Source organism: Devosia sp. WQ 349K1 (assembly GCF_016595685.1).
Classification (GTDB): Bacteria; Pseudomonadota; Alphaproteobacteria; order Rhizobiales; family Devosiaceae; genus Devosia.
This window is the reverse complement of sequence record NZ_JAENGO010000004.1, coordinates 39,837-59,883: the sequence shown is the minus strand read 5'-3', so window position 1 is coordinate 59,883 and position 20,047 is coordinate 39,837. Positions and strand designations below refer to the sequence as shown.

General features: G+C 58.1%; 15 protein-coding genes and 1 pseudogene. 7 read left to right on the top strand and 9 right to left on the bottom strand.

What is annotated here, in order from left to right:
• Nucleotides 1-389 precede the first annotated feature (389 nt).
• From JHL21_RS17715 to JHL21_RS09130, 4 genes and pseudogenes are all read left to right on the top strand, one after another.
• Nucleotides 390-587 (top strand): annotated as a pseudogene (locus JHL21_RS17715) (DUF4236 domain-containing protein); the annotation flags it as partial.
• A gap of 108 nt (nucleotides 588-695) precedes the next feature.
• Nucleotides 696-2,063 (top strand): SH3 domain-containing protein, encoded by a 1,368-nt coding sequence (locus JHL21_RS09140; RefSeq protein WP_254082015.1) that lies wholly within the window; start codon nucleotides 696-698, stop codon nucleotides 2,061-2,063.
• A 325-nt stretch (nucleotides 2,064-2,388) separates the two neighbouring features.
• Complete coding sequence (locus JHL21_RS09135) at nucleotides 2,389-5,538, top strand: AsmA family protein (protein ID WP_200213101.1); 3,150 nt, start codon at nucleotides 2,389-2,391, stop codon at nucleotides 5,536-5,538.
• Nucleotides 5,539-5,785: 247 nt separating this feature from the next.
• Entirely contained in the window at nucleotides 5,786-6,862 is a 1,077-nt protein-coding gene (locus JHL21_RS09130) for a helix-turn-helix transcriptional regulator (protein ID WP_200213100.1), read from the top strand.
• Here the strand turns inward: JHL21_RS09130 and JHL21_RS09125 are convergent.
• Both JHL21_RS09125 and JHL21_RS09120 read right to left on the bottom strand, forming a co-directional pair.
• Nucleotides 6,859-7,815, bottom strand: a complete 957-nt coding sequence (locus JHL21_RS09125; protein ID WP_200213099.1) for a tetratricopeptide repeat protein — start codon at nucleotides 7,813-7,815, stop codon at nucleotides 6,859-6,861. The genes JHL21_RS09130 and JHL21_RS09125 overlap by 4 nt on opposite strands.
• Nucleotides 7,816-7,869: 54 nt before the next feature.
• A complete protein-coding gene (locus tag JHL21_RS09120) occupies nucleotides 7,870-8,190 on the bottom strand; it encodes an SH3 domain-containing protein (RefSeq protein WP_200213098.1) in 321 nt (106 codons plus the stop codon).
• Between the two features lie 133 nt (nucleotides 8,191-8,323).
• Here JHL21_RS09120 and JHL21_RS09115 point away from each other — a divergent pair, with 133 nt between their 5' ends.
• A complete protein-coding gene (locus tag JHL21_RS09115) occupies nucleotides 8,324-8,848 on the top strand; it encodes a hypothetical protein (protein ID WP_200213097.1) in 525 nt (174 codons plus the stop codon).
• Nucleotides 8,849-8,903: 55 nt separating this feature from the next.
• Here the strand turns inward: JHL21_RS09115 and JHL21_RS17985 are convergent, their stop codons facing one another.
• Complete coding sequence (locus JHL21_RS17985) at nucleotides 8,904-9,470, bottom strand: diguanylate cyclase (protein ID WP_200213095.1); 567 nt, start codon at nucleotides 9,468-9,470, stop codon at nucleotides 8,904-8,906.
• A 250-nt stretch (nucleotides 9,471-9,720) separates the two neighbouring features.
• Between JHL21_RS17985 and JHL21_RS09105 the strand changes: the two genes are divergently transcribed.
• Nucleotides 9,721-10,497, top strand: a complete 777-nt coding sequence (locus JHL21_RS09105; protein WP_200213094.1) for a transglutaminase-like cysteine peptidase — start codon at nucleotides 9,721-9,723, stop codon at nucleotides 10,495-10,497.
• A 9-nt stretch (nucleotides 10,498-10,506) separates the two neighbouring features.
• Here the strand turns inward: JHL21_RS09105 and JHL21_RS09100 are convergent, their stop codons facing one another.
• The 5 genes from JHL21_RS09100 to JHL21_RS09080 form a co-directional block, all read right to left on the bottom strand.
• The gene (locus JHL21_RS09100) at nucleotides 10,507-11,127 is read right to left on the bottom strand and encodes a ribbon-helix-helix domain-containing protein (protein WP_200213093.1); all 621 of its coding nucleotides are present in this window, start codon (nucleotides 11,125-11,127) and stop codon (nucleotides 10,507-10,509) included.
• Nucleotides 11,117-12,445, bottom strand: a complete 1,329-nt coding sequence (locus JHL21_RS09095; RefSeq protein ID WP_200213092.1) for an HlyD family type I secretion periplasmic adaptor subunit — start codon at nucleotides 12,443-12,445, stop codon at nucleotides 11,117-11,119. Before JHL21_RS09095 ends, JHL21_RS09100 begins: the two co-directional genes overlap by 11 nt.
• Nucleotides 12,442-14,598 (bottom strand): type I secretion system permease/ATPase, encoded by a 2,157-nt coding sequence (locus JHL21_RS09090; RefSeq protein ID WP_200213091.1) that lies wholly within the window; start codon nucleotides 14,596-14,598, stop codon nucleotides 12,442-12,444. Before JHL21_RS09090 ends, JHL21_RS09095 begins: the two co-directional genes overlap by 4 nt.
• 82 nt (nucleotides 14,599-14,680) lie before the next feature.
• Nucleotides 14,681-16,099, bottom strand: a complete 1,419-nt coding sequence (locus tag JHL21_RS09085) for a TolC family outer membrane protein (protein WP_200213090.1) — start codon at nucleotides 16,097-16,099, stop codon at nucleotides 14,681-14,683.
• A gap of 775 nt (nucleotides 16,100-16,874) precedes the next feature.
• A complete protein-coding gene (locus JHL21_RS09080) occupies nucleotides 16,875-17,897 on the bottom strand; it encodes a glycosyltransferase family 2 protein (RefSeq protein ID WP_200213089.1) in 1,023 nt (340 codons plus the stop codon).
• A 338-nt stretch (nucleotides 17,898-18,235) separates the two neighbouring features.
• On the opposite strand from JHL21_RS09080, the gene JHL21_RS09075 reads away from it, so the two are divergent.
• The gene (locus tag JHL21_RS09075) at nucleotides 18,236-18,844 is read left to right on the top strand and encodes a hypothetical protein (RefSeq protein ID WP_200213088.1); all 609 of its coding nucleotides are present in this window, start codon (nucleotides 18,236-18,238) and stop codon (nucleotides 18,842-18,844) included.
• Here the strand turns inward: JHL21_RS09075 and JHL21_RS09070 are convergent.
• Nucleotides 18,834-20,045, bottom strand: a complete 1,212-nt coding sequence (locus tag JHL21_RS09070; RefSeq protein WP_200213086.1) for a glycosyltransferase family 4 protein — start codon at nucleotides 20,043-20,045, stop codon at nucleotides 18,834-18,836. The genes JHL21_RS09075 and JHL21_RS09070 overlap by 11 nt on opposite strands.
• Between the last annotated feature and the right edge of the window lie 2 nt (nucleotides 20,046-20,047).

The following is a 20,047-nucleotide window of genomic DNA, read 5'->3' as shown; positions in this document are numbered from 1 at the left end:
TGATATGCGCTGTTTCTAAGCCCTGACACCTCAGTCGCTCCCCGGGCACTCTGCACGCGTAGAGGTGGATCGCTGTATGTCTCCGCCCCATCGCATCCACTGCGCCTCGGGCAGGATCCGCAAGCTTTTCACTTGGCATCACCTCCCGGCAACACCGCTTCATTGAACGCGCTTTCTCGACATCTGCAATCCTTAACGCACATCGTTCTGCTCACGGTCTCAGGGGCCGGGCGGTGTATGACGAATGTTGAGGAGGTCGGTGAGAGTCGAATTGGGTTATTTGACGAAGTTGTCCTATGTTTAGAATCGGGAGTGAGACAGTCAATTCCTAATCGAATACCTGGTCGCTTGCGTGTTCTACTTACTTGCTAAATACTGCCTTTAGACTGGTGCTAAACTTACGCTGGGGTAGCGGTCGCAAACTGGATGCGGGGGCGCATTTGCCATTCTATATTCGGAAATCGGTTTCGGCTGGGCCGTTCCGATTTAACTTCTCTAAATCCGGGCTGGGCGTCTCTGTCGGCGTGAAAGGCCTTCGCATTGGAACGGGCCCCCGCGGGCATTACATTCATGCGGGGCAAGGAGGTCTCTACTATCGCGCGACTCTGGGGCGAGCCGGCCAGCGCCGGAGCCCGGGCCGTCGTTCGAGAGATGCCGTTGCCCCGACCGTCTTGGCCAACACAGACGACCCCCTGATGATCGAAGTCGAATCCGGCGATGTCATGCACATGCGTGACGAGTCCTTTTCAGAAATACTCGACGAGATTAACGAAAAGGCACAACAAGTGCGCATGTCTGTGGCCTTGTTTTGGGTTTCATCGGCGATCGGTATCATTGCTATGCTGGCATTGGGCGGCCTTGGCATTCTGATATGGGCCAGCATTGCCGTGGTAGCGGTGGCGGTCGGCCGATGGTTGGACTCGTATCGCAGAACGACAGTCCTCTACTATGACTTGGAGAGCGATGCCGAGACAGCTTACTCGATACTTGCCGAAGGCTTCGATGCCCTGAGCGGTTGTGCTGGCAAATGGCACATAGAAGCGGGCGGTGCTATTGAGAACCTGACGGCATGGAAGCGCAACGCTGGTGCCTCCCATCTAGTCCGCCGGAAGCCGACCACTCTTGCCTTCAAACTTCCAAGTGTAGTCAAAAGCAATCTGAACCCTCCCGCATTGCATGTCGGGAGGCAGATCCTCTTCTTCATGCCTGACATCTTGCTTGTGCAGGATGGTGGTCGTTTAGGGGCCGTGAGCTATTCCGACTTAAACCTTAGATGGCAGGATTCCCGGTTCATAGAGGCAGAAAGGGTGCCCGGCGACGCCCGTATCGTAGACCATACATGGCAGCATCCGAATAAGAGCGGTGGACCCGATCGACGCTTCAAGGACAATCGCCAGATCCCGATCTGCCTGTATGAGACCATGTACCTCACAAGCGCTAACGGCCTCAACGAGTTGGTAGAGTTCTCCAGGACCGGCGTGGTAGCCGGTTTCGAGGAGGGGCGTCGGATGCTTGCGGGCTTGTCACGACATCGGTCTGTCGGGTCGGTTTTAACGCCCGCGAACGATACTGTTGGGGTGCCAACGGTACACCCGACCAAGCAACCAGCAGCTCGCACCGGAAGAGGTCTGGTTGTAATCGGCCTACTCGCCTGCGCTGGCTTGCTTGTGAACGCGCTACTATCCAGCAACGGTGGTTCAACTTCTGGCCCGCTGGCCTCTGTTTCTAGCGCACCGTCCGCTTCTCGCATGCCAGATGAAACCGGTCCTGCTCCCGACATATCCCGTTTGCCGGTCGCTCCCCAGCCGATTGAAGCGGTCGCGGATGTGGAGAAAACCGAGCCGACTAGCCTCATCGACGCTGGAACTGCGCGCAATGCGCTGAGATACACCACGACTGACGTCAATCTGAGGTCCGGGCCCGGCAGGCAGTTCGCGGTCGCAATGGTGGTGCCGGGCGGAACCGAGGTCTTGCTCGTAGAAGCCGGAAGAGGTTGGAGCCGCGTCCGGGTCGGAGAAGATCGGGTTGGCTGGATTTCTAATTCTACTTTCGAGGAGCGCTGACCTCGCGCCGACACTGCCGTGGCAGGGTGGTTCTTAGCCATGGAAGGCCCCATCTCTGGAACGTAATTCCTTGATAGTGGGCCCCGTCCATCAGTGTATGCATTGATGTCGTTTTAGCAAACTCCGCCGGTCAGCTTCCGGCTGCGATATTGTCCACCCCGCAATCAGACTAGGCCGTCCTCTCAAAATCGCACCGGCATCAAGCACCCATTCAGTGGTTAACGAATTACACTGTCATTTGCGGTAGTGCTGAATAATCATCGCGCTCCGAGCCATTGGGGCGCTGCACCACACTATCTCTTGCCGCATCGTCGGGGGCTCCACCATGAAGAAAACCGCTATAGTCGTGGGGCTCCTCTTCCTGACCCTTTTGGGACTGGTTTTCCTGCTGCCCTTTGCGGTCAGTTCCACGGCGTTGCGGACCGCGCTTGCCGATCAGCTGTCCCGTGCCTCCGGCGCAACCATCGCGCTGAATGGACCGCTGCAGTTTTCCATCGTGCCGGAGTTTGGCATTGTCGTAGAAGACTTCTCATTTGCGGCAGAGGACGGCTCCCTCTCAATGACAGCGGCCCGCTCGGTCGCCTCGGTCGCGCCACTGTCGCTGCTTTCTGGCCAGATCAAGGTGACAGGCATCGAGATCAAAAATCCCCGGATTGTGCTGTCAGCAGGCGCAGGGGAGACGGTGGCAGTGCCACAAGAGCCTAGCACCGAAGATATTTTTCAGGTCGTCGCCGGCTATCTGGAGAAAATCTCCATCGATCATATTGGGGTGATTGACGGCGAGGTCGTGCAAGACCAAGCGGGGACACTCGCGTCTCTCGCCAGCGCCATTAACCTGAAGATGTCCTTCCCCAGCATCAGCGCGCCAGTTTCCGTTGCCGTTTCCGGTGTTATGGATAGCAATAAATTGGAGCTTGGCGCCGAAATCGGCTCGCTGCGAGATCTGCTAGCGCGACAGCCTGCAACATTCGCCATCTCAGCCAAGGCGTCCCAGCCGCTGCATCCTGCGCTCGCCGATGTCAAAGCCTCGGGCAATATTCAACTGGCCGACGATGGCAGCTACCGCGTCACGGGTGGTGAAATCGACAGTATCGGCCAAAAGATGTTGCTCGACGCCAGCTATGTTCCCGGAGAGCAGCCGGTCGTTATCGCGCGTGTCAAAGCTGGTGTTCTCTCTTACGCAGATTTCCAACCGGCAAACGCCGATCCGGCTCCGAACGCCGCGCCTTCCACCACTACGGCGGCCAGCGCGCCCGACCTCTCCGCGCTGAAGGCGCTGGATGCCGATATCGAGTTGCATGCCGAAGCCATCCAGGTCGGTGACGCTGTCGCACGGGACGTGGTTATCGCAGCGCAGCTCCAAAATGGCCGTCTCGTCTCAACCGTCGATTCCACCAGCGTGGCTGGCGGTAGCCTTGTTGCCAGTGTCGCTCTCGACGCCAATGACAGTCCTTCGGTCGCGAGCGGCTCAGTCAATCTGGCCTCAATCGATATTGAGCAGCTGACCAAGTTGCTGGGCCAGAAAACGCCTGTAACGGGTCGGCTCTCCTCTGAGCTTCAATATGCCTTCAAGGGGCTGGATGGTGCGTCCATCCGCAACTCCCTCAACTTGCGCGGATCGGTGTCGATCGCGGGCGGCAGCGTCGCTGTTCCTCAGCTTGTCGCTATTGCTGGTCAAGGGGCGGGCGTGGTGGACGCGCTGGAGGCAAATGTTCAAATCGACGACATTCGCCAGCCTGTCAGTGCGTCCGGATCAGCGCGTTGGAATGGCGAAGCCGTTAGTTTTGCGGCTTCCGTCACCCCAACGCAATTTCTATGGGAGGAGCCGGGCGCAGTCGCCTTCGATCTCAAATCCCAGCCTCTCAATGCCAACTTCTCAGGGACAATCACGCCCTCCGGCCAGGTCAGTGGCAAAGCGGATATCGCAACGCCATCCATGACCCGTGCTCTTGCTTGGCTCGGGCAATCTGTCGGTAGCCCGCTCGGCCAGTTCGCCTTCTCTGGTGGGGTTTCGGCTGGCGGCAACCAGTTCGCTGTGACCGATGCAACAATCCGCCTTGATGACATTCGCGCCAATGGCTCCGTGTCTGTGGCAATGGCGAGCAAGCCCAGTGTCACGGCGTCTTTGTCCGTTGACACGCTTGATCTCCGCTCGCTGGTCGGCGGAGGCGGCTCCGCGCCTGCCGCTGCGGCATCCGGCCCATCGCCCATCGATCTTTCCATCTTGCGCCTGTTCAATGCCGACATTCGGTTTGCAGCAAACCAGCTGGCCTATGGCGATGTGAAACTGGGACCGACCACGGCCACGCTGTCGGTTGCCGAGGGCGTTGCCAAGCTCAATATTCCGCAGGCGGGTTTCTATAATGGCGTGGTCGCGGCCAGTGTCACCGCCAATGGCGCCGGGAGTGTTCCCGCGATTGATCTTACGGCTTCCATGGAAAATGTGCAGGCATTGCCGCTGCTGACCGACGCCGCAGGGTTCGACAAGATTGAAGGGCAATTGCAGGCCAGCGTTCAGGTGAGTGGCGCTGGCGCTGATAGCCAAGCCTTCGCGCGCTCGCTCAATGGCCCGGTTAATGTCGTTGTGTCGAATGGCGCGATACGCGGCATCGATGTGGCGGGCCTTGTGCGCAATGTGCGCTCGCTCATCGACGCTGGTTATACGCAGGACGCCGAGGCCAAGACCGAATTCACCGAATTGTCGGTGAACGTCAATATTGCCAATGGTGTCGCCACGGCCGAGACAATCCGCGTGCTTGGGCCGTTTGTCCGCATGAGCGGCGCTGGCAGTGTTGATCTCGCTGCACAGACCATCGACATGCGTCTTGATCCGCGCGTTGTCGGGTCTCTGGATGGGCAAGGTGGGGACTTTGACGTTTCCGGCCTCGGTATGCCGATCATCATCAATGGGCCATTGTCCGGTCCGCGCATTTATCCCGATCTCACGGCCGTTCTGTCCGATCCTAATCGTGCTCTACAGGCGCTGTCACAGCTTGGCGTCGACGTCGGTGGTCTCACCGGCGGTGCTTCGGGCGTGCTCGAAGGCATCGGTAGCGCACTTGGCGGCGAAGCCGGCGGGCTCAACAATGAGGTGTTGACCAATGCCATCGGCCAGATGATTGGCGGGCAGGGTCTCGCGACCGATCCGAACGCGCCGCCGAGCCAACAGAGTATTCTGAACTCGGTGCTGGGCAATGTTCTCGGGCAGCAGGCCCCGACTAACGTCACTCCAACTGCGCCTCTGCCAGCTCCAGTGGATACGACAACTTCTCCGGCGCAGCAGCCGGTCAATATTGCCCTGCCCAGACCCGACCCTCGCGGGCCAGCGCCTGTAGTGCCGCCGACACCAGCGCCTGCAGCTCCTCCAACGCCGCAGGACATCATCACAGACTTCTTTGCGCCGCAGGCCGAACCACAGCCGGACCAGATCGGACGCGATGCTCTTGAAGGTCTGATCAATCAGCTCGGTCTGTAACCAGCCCGCGCAATCCTGTGCTGTGATGAGATCGTACCAGGCAGTGTCAAAGTCTTGAGATAGCGAGGCGGCGCATATGCGTTGCCATCGCGCCTTGTCGTCATGACGCAGATACCAGAGAGAAGGCAGTAATCACCACGCTTTGCTTTGCGCGGCTTGTGTGTAAAACTGGACGTATCAAAAATACAATTTCGTAGTGCAGTGTATTTTACTTCGTTTTGTTTGTGACAATGTTCAGGAACGCGACTTGGTTGATGCAGATCTGCAGGATCAGTTGATTGGCGATATTTACGAAGCTGGTGCAGATCCGGCTGCCTGGTCACTCGCGCTCAACAAGATCAGTGATGCACTCGGAGTTGTTGATGCCGTTCTGGGCGGCTTTACGTCCGGTGGCAGGCCATTGTTCGTCGCCCCTCGTACCGACCCGGACATGGTCCATCTTTATGCGCAGCATTATCATGCGCGAAACCCATTGCCTTTGGCACTGCTGCGAGCGCCTTCTGGGCTCGTTATCCAAGATCGCCAGCTCACCGACATCGAAGCCTTTCGCAATAGCGCTTTCTACAATGAGTGGTGTCTGCCTCAGGGGCACGTCGTTGGGGCGGGACTGAAGATTGACACTTCCGGAGGATGGACCGCCACTCTGATGGTCTCGGGCCGTCAGGCCATGTCGCACGACGTGTTGCAGGGCCTGGAAGCATTGGGGCCCCACTTCACCCGAGCGCTACGCATCAATCAGGTGCTGGCCGAGCATGAGGCGAACACGCTCAGTGCTTTTGCGGCGTTGGACCATTCTGACCGGGGCATTTTCTATGTCTCGGAAGACCTGCGATGTGAGCCGGTCAATAGGCTGGCCGAAGAGATCGTCGCGCGGGCTGACGGGATGGTGCTGTCTCAGGGCATGCTCGTTTGCGTCGATAGTACTGCTCAGGCGAGTTTACAGCGGATCGTTGCTGCAAAGTTCGGCGGAACCGGGGGCACTGTGGTCGTGCCCCGAGCCCCACCACAATTGCCGCTGACGATCTTGGCTGTGCCGATGTCAGGACGTGGGGCCGCGGGCAGCAAGTGTAAGATGATGCTGGTGGTCACCGCGCCAGAGCTTATCCTGCTCCGGCGCGTCGAGCGCTTGCAGGCCGAGTTTAGGCTCACTCCGGCAGAAGGAGAGGTGCTGCGCGAGCTTGCGTTTGGCGGAGATCGCGTCGAGATTGCGCAACGTCTCGGAGTTTCAATACCCACTGTGCGGACGCAATTGACCAGTATTTTTGATAAGTCCGGCGTGCGCAAACAAGCCGAACTCATTCGCTTGCTGATGTCGCCCTTCTAGTCCTCGCCATAAAAGGTTTTCAGCGCGCCCGCGATGTCCTGTTGCGCGGTCACGGACAGCTCGTTCCAGAGTGCTTTGCGGTTTGCCTCCGACAAGCCGCTGTTCTCATTCACCAGTAGACCCGCCAGTTGATAGTCTTTGGCCCGCAATGCCGTAATCATGCGCTCGGCACTTTCGGCAGCGTCGATATCATCGCCAGATTGCAAGAGTAGCGCGAGATCAAGGCCCGCATTGGTGTCGCCGTCGTCATCCGCAGCGGCAACAAGCAATGCAATGGCTGTGCTCCGGTCCTCGAGCGGCGGCGTGCCTTCGAGCAGCAAATGGGCGAGATTGACCTTGGCCCAAGTGTAATCTTGGGCAACGGCGCTTTTGTAATACTCGCGCGCTTTCTCTGTGTCGCGAATGAGGAGTTTGCCTTCGTCGTACATCACGGCGATATTGTAGGCGGCGGCACTATCGCCCAATTCCGCAGCTTTTGCGAAATAGGACAGCGCCTGCGCTCCATCTTCATCGTGATCGAGTGCGAGCACGCCCAGATTGTAAAGCGCGTTGATGTTGCCGCTCTCTGCGGCCGTTTGCATGAGCGCTCTTGATCGTTCCGTAGCGCTTGCGACCAGCGCTTGCGCAAGACCCGTCATAGCCTCGGTGTGACCTTGGTCTGCAGCTGTTTGATACGAGCGGATCGCTTCATCAAAGCGTTCTGCCTGCATGAGGGTGCGACCGAGCTGGAAGGCAAACCGTGGGTTGGGGTCGGTCTCTGAGGCGGCGCGGCATGCCGTTTCCGCCTCTGCCACATTGATCTGGCCAAAGGGCACTCCGCTCACCTCGCTCGGAAGGGTCGGGTCGAGCGGACTTGCGGCCAGCACATCGCAGGTTTCGGTCGGGGACTGAGCAAGACTGGGAAGGCTCAGCGCGATAAACGCGGTACAGGCGAGCAGAGTGGATTTATACATGAGCGCCTCCGGCGAGGGGCCGGTGCCCGAAGGAGGGACGGGCACCGGTAAAGGTTAATAGCTGCGGCGCGGCGCCACGTAAGGCGCTGCTGCGGGGGCGCGTCGGTTGTAGTTGGCCGAGCAATAGTTGGCGTCCCAAGACAGATAGCGTGCAGCGACCCAACCCCAACGGCCATTCCATTGCACGCGGTACCAATTGTTTTGGTTCTCGCCCACGGTGACCTCGACGCAAGCGCTGATAGCGCCGAGTTTGTAGTAGGAGGTGCCGGGACCGTCGCGGAAATTGACGCTGGCAGTCGTCCAGGCGCTGGCGGCCATTGAGGCCGAAGTCATAGCGGCAAGTAGTAGTGCGGCGGCGAGTGGTTTCTTCAACATAGGTCTACGCTCCAAGCAAAGAAGATGAGGTAGCCTAGCCAGTGGTGTGCACATGGCATCGAACACGTGTTTGATGCCGGATAGAAAACTTTCAGTATTTTGGGGCACTGGTTATGACCCTGCGGAGGTGACGATGTCACGCGCTCGAAATTGCCTCACATCCATCGCGTTCTTGGCCGCGTCCTGTGGCGTCGCTTCGGCCGAATTGAGCTCTTTCATTGTTCATAGCGACGGCACCGCCTGCTGGTATCGCGCTTACACCGAGCAGCATTTGCGTGATCACCCGCAGCAGAATGTGACCTCCCTCAGCTTCACCCTGACCTATCAGGAACCTGACGAGTTTGGGCTCGAAGAGTTTGTCTTTCGGCTCGATGCGTCCTTGCGCGACGGTCGGCAAGGCACGGCTGTGGGGCCCTGTGCCGTAGAAGGGTTAGAGCTGTGGTGTGGGGTGGAATGCGATGGTGGCGGTATTTACGTCAGCGCGCGAGAGGGCCGCCGCGTGTTGATCGACCTTGCCAGAACAGGGCGCATCGCCATGAGCTACGACTGTGGGAGCGAAGACTTCGAGAGCGGGTTTTCCCTCGATGCCGGTCTAGACGATAAGCAGTTTCTGCTCAGCGATCTGCTGCCGCAGTTTTGCATGCCCGCTGAGTATTGAACGAACTTCATCCCGTCTGCGCCCACCAAAACGGCTCGTGCGGAATAGGACCGCGTTAGACGACGCAGATACGCCGGTCTGTGGTGCGGGCGGTGTCGAGATTGTCTGAAGCCGAGCGCACCAAATCGTCGGCGGGCCTGTCAGACTCTGCGAACACGATGCCGCCAACATCTACGCCAAGCGGGGCGATGCCGTCGCTGGTCAGAAAGATAGTGTTGTCGACCGACTGCAAAATACGTTCGGCCACGCTTGCCGCGATCTCTTGCTGTGCGCCACGGAGCAACACAGCGAATTTGTAGCCCTCAACGTGGGACACAAGGTCGTCGCTGCGCACGCATTGCACGATGGCCTGCGCCAGCCAGATCAGGGTCTCGTCGTGCAGTTCGGCAATCTCGGGTGTCATCCGCGCTGATTTTGCGTTGAGATCGATGAACAAAAGCGCCCCGCCGGGATGGCTCTTTTCCTGCTCAACAACGCGCGTAAATGTGGAAAATGAAATCGTGCCGAGCGATGGGTCGCGATCCGCATCAGAGATGTCTGCTGGCACGATCGGCGCCGAGGCGCGGCGCTGCTGAGGTTCCACATCGCCTGCGGCAAATTTGCTCAACCAAGATCTGACCACAGGGTCACTCCACTTTTACATTTTGCGGATGGTGCACCAAAAATCCCAACTTGGCATCAGTTTACACGGTAAAGTTTTAGAGATTTACTCTTGGTGAACAATAAAAACTTATGCATGGACACGAATGATTTATAACCGTTCGGATTGTCAAATGTTTAGGCGTTGTGTTGGAAGCTCTCGATGAAATTTTATGGAGAGTTCCGTTTTGCCTATAAGGTCAGTTTCCCAGTTTGCAGCCATGATGGTTGTAATGTGTTCCGTCGAGGGAGCGTCTGCACAGTCGCTTTCCGATAACGGGCAGGGGGCTGCGCAGCTTATAGAAACGGCGACGATTTCTCCGACTGCGGGCGCTTTCCCAGAAGCAGAAACGGTTCTTCCGAAGGCCAAACTTGACGTTTTTCAGTCTGTGGCGATCTCGGCGCAGCGCCTTCCTGTGGCCTCAAAATGGCATGACATTCGCGCTCAGGATCACAGCGGGTTCTTCTCTAACAACTGCGCCGAGTTTGGATTTGATGGGTGTGAGACACAGTTTTCGCAGTCCTTGCGTGATGTTGTCTCTCAGGCCGAAGGTCGCTCGACACTCGATCAGCTGACAATGGTCAATGCTGCCGTTAATGGCGCAATCACCTATCGGGACGATCGCACGGTTTGGGCTCAAACCGACTATTGGGCGACACCCAGCGAAACCGCTGAGCTTGCTTGGGGCGACTGCGAAGATTACGCGATTACAAAATACTGGATGCTTCAGGAACTCGGGTTCGATGAAAGCCAGCTGCAGGTCGTTGTGCTGCAAGACACGCGCCGTCGGCTTTTCCATGCAGTGCTTGTGGTCCACACGGACCAAGGCGCATACGTGCTCGACAACACCACCGACCGCCTAGAGCTCGACACCGCCTACTCGCGTTATTTGCCCCTGATGAGTTTTGCGGGCAGCAAAAGCTATATCCATGGCTTTGCGGGTGGCAGCGTCTCGGTTGCCAATATGCCAAAGGACCTCAGCGCGATCTCGCCGGGCTCCTCGTTCTAAGCGTCTCACTTAGTTGATGATGAACCCGACCAGAATATTGGCGGGGGCAGGTGGCGGGATGATGATCCGCGCCTGCGTCCGCCGCTCATGATTGTCGACGTGGATCGAGAGGCCACACTCGATGGACGATCCGGCCGGGATTTCGGTTAGAAGCACATCGGCAGGGCGTTCAAGGCGCAACTGCGCCCGCTCGACCGCCCCCGCCTTGGCCATGACCGAGCGCAGATAGCGCACAAACTCATCGTTCACGCGCACCAGTTGCTTGTTTCTGTCTAGCGCGAACGAGGGCGTCGGTACGGTCTGCAACAGCCGCACCACCGACAGGGCTGAAGCGAGGGGGGCAAGGCGGTCGTTTTCGACGAGGAGTTGATGGGTGACGATGCTGCGCAGCGCACTCGAGAGATTGGTTGCCTCTTCACTGCTCCGCGAAATCAAGTCGCGCACCATATCGGTTGGCTTGATGCTGGCGCGATGGGCCATAGTGGCGATGGCATCCCAGAACACCGCTTCCAGCCGCAAGGCCACACGCCCTTTGTGCGTATTCACGGTCCGAAAGATCGGCGTCGCATAATCGGCATGAGCCAGATCGCTCGCGATGACGCCATTTGTGTCAGGAGCGCTATCGTTCAATCAGGGCCTCCTGTTGGACCTTGTTCAATGGCTTGAGCAAATATTGTAAAATCGAGTGCTTGCCGGTGATGATGTCGACCGTCGTCACCATGCCCGGTAAAATCGCCAGATCGATCCCTCTGTGGTGCAGCACGGTTTCATCAGCCCGCACTGTCACGAGGTAATAGGTTTCGCGCGTTTGCTCATCGACGAGGCTGTCCGCTGAGATCGTCTCCACCACGCCCTGCAATCCGCCGTAGACCGAGAAGTCATAGGCCGTGAATTGAATGCGGGCGGACTGGCCGGGAATAACGAAGGCCACGTCAGCTGGCTTGAGCCGCGCTTCGACGAGCAGGAAATCGGATTTGGGCACCACATCCATCAGGCGCGAGCCAGCGGTTACGACCGCTCCGATGGTTGTGACTTCAATGGCATTGATAACCCCATCAACCGGAGAGCGCACTTCAGTGCGGCTCACCCGGTCGACGGCACCACGCAATTGCTGTTGCGCGCTAGCCAATTCGGCCCGCCTGAGCGTCAGTTCAGCCAAAGCCTCCTGCTGCATTTGCTGATCGGCTTGACCCACCTGCAATTGCGCTTCCTGCAGCGCCGCGCGCAGCCGCGCCATGCTTTCTTCTGCGGCACTAATTTGCCCGCTGAGATCTGCAGCCTCCGAGCGCAATGCCAAGAGATCTGTTTGCGCCACGAGGGCGCGTTGTGCCATCGGCTCGATCAAGTCGAGACGCTCTTGGGTGATCGCAAAGGTCGTCTGCATCCGCGTCCGGTTGATCTGCACCTCATTGAGCTCGCGCTGCCGCTGCTCAACACGCTGTTGCAACACCTCTGCATTGCCAGCTTTGCTCGCGAGGCGCGAATGGAGCAGGGCCAATTCGGTGGCGCAAACGTCCGGCGCCTGCTCTTGCACAAAATCCGCGCAGATAAAGTCGGTGGCTGGCAGCCCCTCGCTTTCAACGCGTAGGCGTTCGCTCTGTGCCGTTAGGGCCAAAACGCGCGCCTCAACCTCACCCGCACTGGAAGACGTGTTGGTATCATCGAGCCGGATCAGCAATTGCCCCGCGCTAACCTGCTCGCCCGAGCGCACCAAAATATCGCTAATCACGCCGGGCTCGGCGCTTTGCACAATTTGGGTTTTACCGGATGGGATCACCTTGCCTTCCGCGCGGCTGATCTGGTCAACCTCTGCCCAGTTCGACCACGCTAGAAACGCCACGACCGTAATGATCACGAGGACGATAATAGTCGTCCATTCCCGTGGTGGTCTGCTGGAGGGGTGATGGTGTTTATCGATCGCTTCTGCGTTGGGGCGATGCTGGTTCATGAGGCGTCAGCCCGCATGCGCAACTGCTTGAGAACCTCTTCTTTGGGTCCGTCAGCAACCAGCTTGCCATTGTCGAGCACCATCATGCGGGTGACCAGCGAGAGCAGGCTATAGCGGTGGGTGGCAATCAGCACGGTCTGATCCGGCATGAGGCTGTTTTCCAAATGCTTGATCAGCTGCTTTTCAGTCGCCAAATCCATCGAGCTTGATGGTTCGTCGAGGAACAGGATTTTGGGCTCAACCAGCATGGTACGCGCCAGCGCAATCGTCTGGCGTTGCCCGCCCGAAAGCAGCACGCCACGCTCGCCCACGGGCATGTCGTAGCCCTGCGGATGGCGCGAGACAAAGCCTTCAACGCCAGCGCGCCGAGCGGCTGCCATAATGCGCTCTTCGCTCGCACCGGGGTCGCTCATAATGATGTTGTCGCGCACGCTGCCGTTGAAAATCTCCGGGTCCTGCACGACAAGGCCAACAGCGCGCCGCAAGTCTTCAGGGTGATATTGGTCGATATCGACCCCATCGAGCAGCACTTCGCCTTCGGTGGCGCGGTGGAAATTGACCAGCAGCCGCCCGATGGTGGTCTTGCCCGAGCCAATGCGGCCGATAATGCCGATCTTCTCGCCCGGCCGGACACTGAACGATATGCCATCGAGCACGTAGCTCTTGGACCCCGGATAGGTGAACCGCACCTTGTTGAAGGAAATCCTGCCTTCCCTCACGACGCGCTGCGCTTGCGCAGGGCGGTTGGGACGCTCATCGGGCAGTTTCATGATCTGGTCGACAGATCGATAGGCCTCTATCGCCGCGCGGGTTTTGAGCAATGTCCCGGCGATCATTCCAATAGGCGCGATCAGGCGGTTAGACAGCATCATCGCCGCAATGATCGAGCCGGTGGTGACATCGCCAGAGGTGAACATATAGCTGCCGCCAACGATGATCCCGACCAGTGAGAGCTGCGAAAGCGTGGCGGTCGTGTTGGTGGCCAGAGATTGGTAGGAGCGCAGCTTATCCTGCGTATGGGAGGAGGCCAAAACCGCCGCTTCCCACCGGTGCAGCAATTGCCCTTCGGCGCGCGAGGCTTTGACCGATTGGACGCCTGTCAGCGCCTCAACGAGCACGGCATTACGGGCCGAGGACTCTGCCAATGCCGACTTTACCGCTTTGCTTGAGAGCACGGCGATAACAATGGTGATAATCAGCGCGATCAGGCCCGCCAAAAGGGGGAAGAGCACCAACCAGCCGACGAATATCGCAATGATGTAGGCGAAGAGGCCGAGAAACAGCAGGTCAACAAACATGACCAGCGTGCTCGCTGCCACAAATTCGCGGAGCACCTCATACTGGCCGATCTTGCTGATGAAAGCGCCGGTGGAATTGGGGCGCGATGACATGGGTGTATTGAGCACCCGATCAAACAATGCTGACGACAGGCGGAAGTCGATCGAGCGCCCCACGTATTCGATCACGCCCGAGCGGGCGAGTTTGAGCAGCAGGTCAAAAATCGAGACCATGCCGATGCCGATGGCCAAAACCCAGAGGGTTGTCTGGGCCGAATTGGGCAGCACGCGGTCATAGACGTTCATGGTGAAGAGCGGGAAGGCCAGCGCAAACACGTTGACGAACGCCGCCGCCAGAAGCACGTAGACAATACTGCGTGTGTGCCCGCGCACAGCCGACCAAAACCAGTGTTTGGTATTGGCAAAGCGCGTGCCTGTGCTTTCCTGCACCACGGAGTAGTCCGGGGAAATCTGCAGCAGATCCACACCCTGGCGTGCATCCAGCGCCTTGGCTGAAATTGTTTTCTCGTCACCTATGGTCGGATCGAAGACTCGATAATTGCGGGAATTGAGCCGCCTCAGAATGACCAGCGGAGGCTGTTCGGAGCGCAATAGGACGACGGGAAAATCAAAGGGCTGTAAGCGCGCAATCGATTGATGCAGCGGGTTTGCTGAAACACCCACTCGGGCCAATGCTGGCTCGATCAACTGGGTGGTCATGCGCCCGTTCTGTAGGGGAAGTCCGGCGGTGAGAATAGCCGGGGAGTCTGACTTGCGCCACGCACGGGCCAGAAACCGCACACAATCCAAAACCGGATCTGCCGTACCAAAGCTTTGGGCATTTTCAGGTGGTGTGGCAGAACTCTGTTCTGCCACGTCCGGGATTCTCATGATTTCCTACCGCAATGACCCAAATCTACGTTAGTAATAACGCTCAATTTGATCGAAGGTTCGGCTCTCAGTAGTTGCCTACTTTTTGCAGGTTCAGCGGTTCCAAAGTGCGTGGTTCGAACTGTTCCCAAGACTTCAAGTCAAAGGCTGAGAATGTACCAGCACTGGCGGCGTCGTGCGTTTGAACACCAAGGAAGTCGATCAGTGTGCCGCTTGCTGCCAACACGCGGTATTCGGCGAACATGACGCTATAGCGCGCCGTTTCCTGCAGAATTTGCACGTTAAAGCGGGTGTTCTGGGAGTCGAGCAGGTCCAGCAGTGATCTCTCACCAATGGTGAACTGTTCGCGGTAGGAGTCGACGAGGCCCGATGAGGAGTTCAACTGCTCATTATAGACCCGTGACAGCTCCGCCTGGCTCTTCATGCGGAGCCAGCTTTCCCGTACCGCCTGTTCAACTTCACGAGCGGTCTGGTCAAACACCATCTTGGCTTCGTTCTCACGGCGCATTTCTTCCTGCACGTGATTGCGTGCAATGCCGCCGTCATAAATGTTCCAGCGCAGCGATACGCGAGCGCTCAAATCGTTCTGCCATTCATGGGCGCCCGAGACGTCGTAACCTGTTGCGGCACGGCCTTCGAGCTGGATTTTCGGCATGAAGTCGGAGGCTGCCTGCTCCACCAAGGCCGAAGCGGCGTTGATGTCCGCGCCTGCCGTCTTCACCCGAGGGTTGTTGACGATGGCATTGGCGATAGCAATTTCCAGCGAGCCCGGAATGCCCGACGACGCCCGCGGCGGTGCATTTACCGCGCCAGGCATCAGTCCAACGAGCGTTTTATATTCGATCTGCGCGGCAGCCAGTTCCACACCGGCTTCTGTCACCCGAGCGCGCGCTGCGGCCAGACGTTCAATCGACTGCAGGCGGTCAGCTTCGGTGAGTTGACCGTTTTCGATGGCGCTCGACACGTCCGAGGCGACGCCCTCGTGGAAGGAGGCATTCTGGCGCGTCAGGTTGACGATCTGCTGCTGCAACAGCACCTGATAATAAACGCGTGCAATTTGCAGAGCGATAAACTCGCTGCGTTCCAGCACGCGATAAGAGGCGCTGTCGACGCGCGCTGCTTGCCGGGCAAGCTCGGCGTCACGAAAACCGCCGTCGTAAAGGTCCCAGCGTGCCGTGACGCCTACTTGCGAGGGATAGAGCGCATCATTTTCGATGCCGGTCGCGCGGCGCGACGGCGTGTTCAAATATTGGATGCCGGTTGACGCTTCAAGATCAACGCGTGGTGCCCAAAGACCTTCTGCTTGACGCAGTTCAAAGCCGATTGCGTCATGGTTTTGGATTGCCGCGCCGATTTGCGGATTGCTGTCGAGTGCCGTCTGTACAGCTTCACGCAAGCCCATGGCCTGCGCCGATAGCGGCATGACAAAAGCGATCCCGGCCAGCAGAGCGGACTTCAGGAGGGAGTTCATGATCTTGATGCTCACTTTATGTCTGCCCTCTACCGAAACGACAGATAGCGTTGGTGGAAGCAGTCGCACTTTTGGACGGACTCAACGTCCACAGTGCCGCCGTTCAGATACCCGACTGCGGCAGCACAGGCCCAACGTGCTTCCATCGCCCAGATGAATGCTGGGTCGCTGTCGCGTAGAACGGATTGGCTATTCATGCCGTCAATGGCGCTGGCCAAATTCTGGGACACGGTTTGGCGTATCTCGCTGACTTGGCGTTGTGGCAGCACCGACTGGCGGTGGTTGGAGCAGTAGCTCCCTGATGGGGATTGATAGCTAGGTAGATCTGCCGCACTTACAGAGCCTACCAGTGTCGAAAACAAAACAAGCGCGGAAAGTCGTCTCTTCCAGGGGCTGTTCATGGACGAGGTCCTCAAGCATACTAACGTTCGATTTTATAACAACATTTCCGTCAACTTCTGGGAAGCTAGATGAGTGGTCGTTGTTGATCACTTTTACTGCCCAGCTGCTGGTTTGGTCTGGATTTTTGGTTGGTGCGCAAGTAGAAAACCAGTGAGGTATGGTTTTCTTCTTTTTCGTTTTTTGTAAAATTATAGTGTTCGTGTTCAACATTATTTGAACACGCAAGCGCCACCGTCTTCAGACGTCAGCGCGTTGTCCGAAACGGTCGGAACAGCGTCCGATCCCGGGCTTTTTCCCTAGGTCAAAATTTTTCCGTATTTTTGCCGGGTTTATATTTGGGTATGCCTTCGCCTCTGAGCCTAGCTCCCGCGGCTACGTATTTTCCGAATCACACGTCTGTGATTCGAGATCCACCCTTGTCTTTTTGTGGTTGGATTTTGGACATAGTCTGCCATCTCGTGGCCCTTCCGGGGGGCTCGACCCGAAAGCGCTTGGCCAGTTTCAGTCCTGCGCCAAAGCCAGACCAGCCGCCAACCAACATCCCAGTCAAGGCCCAAGGGCGTCTGATAAGCGCGTGAAGCGCATAGTACACACCCGGGCAATAGCGCTGTCCGATGGCAATAAAATAAGCGAAGTACTTGGTCCTTTGCCAAAGAGTGGCGAAGGCGAGGTCGGTGGCGACAGTATTTGCTGTGTGGATGAAACAATTGTCGGCGCTATAGTTCTCACGCTCGCCATCGGCGCGATCTGCCGCAAAGTGGTCGACGTCCACTTCTGGGCTCAGCACGATATGCCATCCTGCGTGAATGAGATTGGTGCAGAGCCAGCTTTCATTGCGATACTGCGCGCCTTGGCCGAGTAACCGCGTGTCAAAGTGCAAGCTTCCGAGGGCCGCTCTCCGCACCAGGAAATTGCAGCCCTTGATGGTGTCGACTACGCGCGCCGCGCCATAGGCGAGGTGGTGATCGCCGCGCAGAACGCCAAACCAGTTTCGCACGCCGGGGTGCTTGGCCACACCCTCGATCACATGCCCGCGCTCATGTAGTCGATCGCGCGCACCGGCTGCCGCGACGCGCGGGTCTCTCATGATCCTCAGTAGCCTCCGCAGCCAATCGGGGCTTATCAGAACGTCGTCATCCAAAAACGCGATGTAGTCACCATCCGCGACCGCAAGCCCCGCGTTGAGTGCTGCGACTTGGCCCGGCACGTCGACGGTGATGATCTTTAACTCCGGCGCAAGGCTCAGCTGCGCGGTCAGCCACAACAAGCTTTCCGGGTCCTCTGTGGGGCGCACCACGACAATGATTTGCGCAAAGGGGTGATCGGAAATCCGCAGCCCCGTCAGGCAGCGGCGCAGGGTGTCGAGACGGCGAAAGGTGGGTACGACGGCGCTAACGCGCGTTGCGCTCATGACCAGACACCGTCGCCCCATGTGGGCCAAGATGCTTCCCGGATGAAGTCTTGCGACAACCGATGTGTGGACAATTTATCCCCCAGCAAAAACGACTGACGATAATCGTGGTCCTTGGCGTGGCGCGTGTGGGCATGAATAGTTTTTCAGTTCATCAATAAAGCGCGCCGCTTCTGCTCATTCTGTAGAGGGGATTTACAAACTTGCTAGAGAATTCTTTGTCTATCAGCGCTGCGCCACGATCTGCGGCTGCGCTTCGACATGGTCTGCCATCATCGGCATCCTGTATTGGGCTCTATGATCCTTCTGATCGCTCTAGCCTTTTTCAGGATGCCGCCATGACCATCGCGGTCTTGGCTGATGGCGACCCGGTCGGCGCGATGTGTGATCTCAGTGGACGCGGCCACCACCTGCTTCAGACAAGCAGCGCTTCGCGTCCCGTGTATAAAACGAACGCAGGTCTGCACTGGCTTGAGGGCGACGGGATTGACGACTTTCTGGTCAGCACCATCGTTCTCAACAGCTATCCCTTCCAGCTTATGGCGGGATTTTCGATGCTGGCTGCAGCTGACGAGGGCGGTATTGTTGCTTTGCGCAAAGATAACAGTGCGTACAAAACACTGATGCAATCCAGTGCTGGCAGCTACCAGCTTCGGGCGACGGATCGGGCCAGCCTTACGCTCGATGCCCGCTCGAACGTCAGCGACGCACCGCAGATTGCCACAGCCAGTTTCGATGCTGGTTTTATGTCCTTAGCGGTCAACGGCGTGGTTAAAAACACCACGACGAACACAAATACTTCCGGTGACATGGTCGACCTAAGGCTCTTCTCTTTCCGCGATAATGACCGCTGGCAGGGCCGAATTTACGCTGTGGCCCTTGCCACAGGCAGCGTCGGGCCGGATGTGCAGGTGTGGTTAGCCGCGCGCAGCGGTGTCACCCTTTAATGCTGCTCTCATGCGCGCCTGCAGCCACAGCTGGCGCGTTCTCCGTCCCGTCTGACTGTGCGGCCATGGTCCGGAGTGCCTGCCAGACGGGCGGCAATGTGAGCTCAAGCGCAAAATGCTGTTCGGCGTAACGCCGCGCCGCAACCGCCATGCTCCGGCTCTGCTCGGTCTCGCGCAGGGCCGCTTCTATTGCCGTAGCTAGGGCCGTGGCACTATTGGGCGTGATCAATCGCCCCGTGACGCCGTTCTGCACAATTTCTGGCACGCCCCCACCATTGGTAGCGATCACGGGCGTTCCGGCAAGCATGGCCTCGACGATGACCCGCCCAAAGGGTTCGGGCAAAGTTGATGCGTGGATGACAACGTCTACCCCACCCATGATCTCGGCAATGTCGTCCCGGTGCCCGAGACAGAAAACATTGCAGGTTTGGGTGTAGCGGGTGGCACTCTCGTGAAAATCCTGCCTGAAGTTTTCGCTCTCAAAAAGTGCCTCGCCAACGACCAGTAATTGCCAGTCGGTGCCCATCGAGAGGCCCAAAAGTGCCAGCGCTTGGCCCTTCCAAGGCCCAATGCGGCCAATCATGCCGATGATCGGGTGCGTGGGGTCTAAACCATGTTCCACGACCAGCTGCGCGCGCAGTTCTGCCCGCTTTTCGGGCCTGAATTTTTCGATAGAAAAGCCGTTATAAGCTCTAACTGGCAAGCACTTGCCGCCATTGCTCTGATAAGCGCGGGCGGTGGCGTCGGAGTTGGCAATCACCAGATCAGCCCCCCAATTGCCGCACCATCGCGCGACCAAACGCGCCAGCGGCGAGAAATGCTCGGGGATCAGCAGCGAGCGTAAATGCCAGACCATTTTTCGCCGATGGAAGGGCTTTGTTAGAACCGCAATCACCGCCGCCTTCATGCTGTTGGCATAGATCAGATCATATCCGCGGCTGAGGCGAACTAAACCAATCGCGACCACAATAGGTGAATACAATCTGATGGTTAGCGTGATCCATTTTCGACGTGTCGCCCGCTGAAAACCGCCGCCGAGCACAGGGGTATCCACGCCCGCAGTAATTAGATCGTCATAGAGCGGCCCAGCCTGCATCAGTACGACCCGGCAATGTCCGGGATAGTTCGTCACCAGATCGTAGAGCGACCGCTCCGCCCCGCCGTAAAGCCCTGTCTGATTGAAGAATAATACGCGGGGCATCG

Coding starts and splice junctions, on each gene's coding strand:
- JHL21_RS09140 (WP_254082015.1), top strand. CDS start 696: ATGATCGAAGTCGAATCCGGCGATGTCATGCACATGCGTGACGAGTCC.
- JHL21_RS09135 (WP_200213101.1), top strand. CDS start 2,389: ATGAAGAAAACCGCTATAGTCGTGGGGCTCCTCTTCCTGACCCTTTTG.
- JHL21_RS09125 (WP_200213099.1), bottom strand. CDS start 7,815: ATGTATAAATCCACTCTGCTCGCCTGTACCGCGTTTATCGCGCTGAGC.
- JHL21_RS09120 (WP_200213098.1), bottom strand. CDS start 8,190: ATGTTGAAGAAACCACTCGCCGCCGCACTACTACTTGCCGCTATGACT.
- JHL21_RS09115 (WP_200213097.1), top strand. CDS start 8,324: ATGTCACGCGCTCGAAATTGCCTCACATCCATCGCGTTCTTGGCCGCG.
- JHL21_RS09105 (WP_200213094.1), top strand. CDS start 9,721: ATGTGTTCCGTCGAGGGAGCGTCTGCACAGTCGCTTTCCGATAACGGG.
- JHL21_RS09095 (WP_200213092.1), bottom strand. CDS start 12,445: ATGAACCAGCATCGCCCCAACGCAGAAGCGATCGATAAACACCATCAC.
- JHL21_RS09080 (WP_200213089.1), bottom strand. CDS start 17,897: ATGAGCGCAACGCGCGTTAGCGCCGTCGTACCCACCTTTCGCCGTCTC.
- JHL21_RS09075 (WP_200213088.1), top strand. CDS start 18,236: ATGACCATCGCGGTCTTGGCTGATGGCGACCCGGTCGGCGCGATGTGT.
- JHL21_RS09070 (WP_200213086.1), bottom strand. CDS start 20,045: ATGCCCCGCGTATTATTCTTCAATCAGACAGGGCTTTACGGCGGGGCG.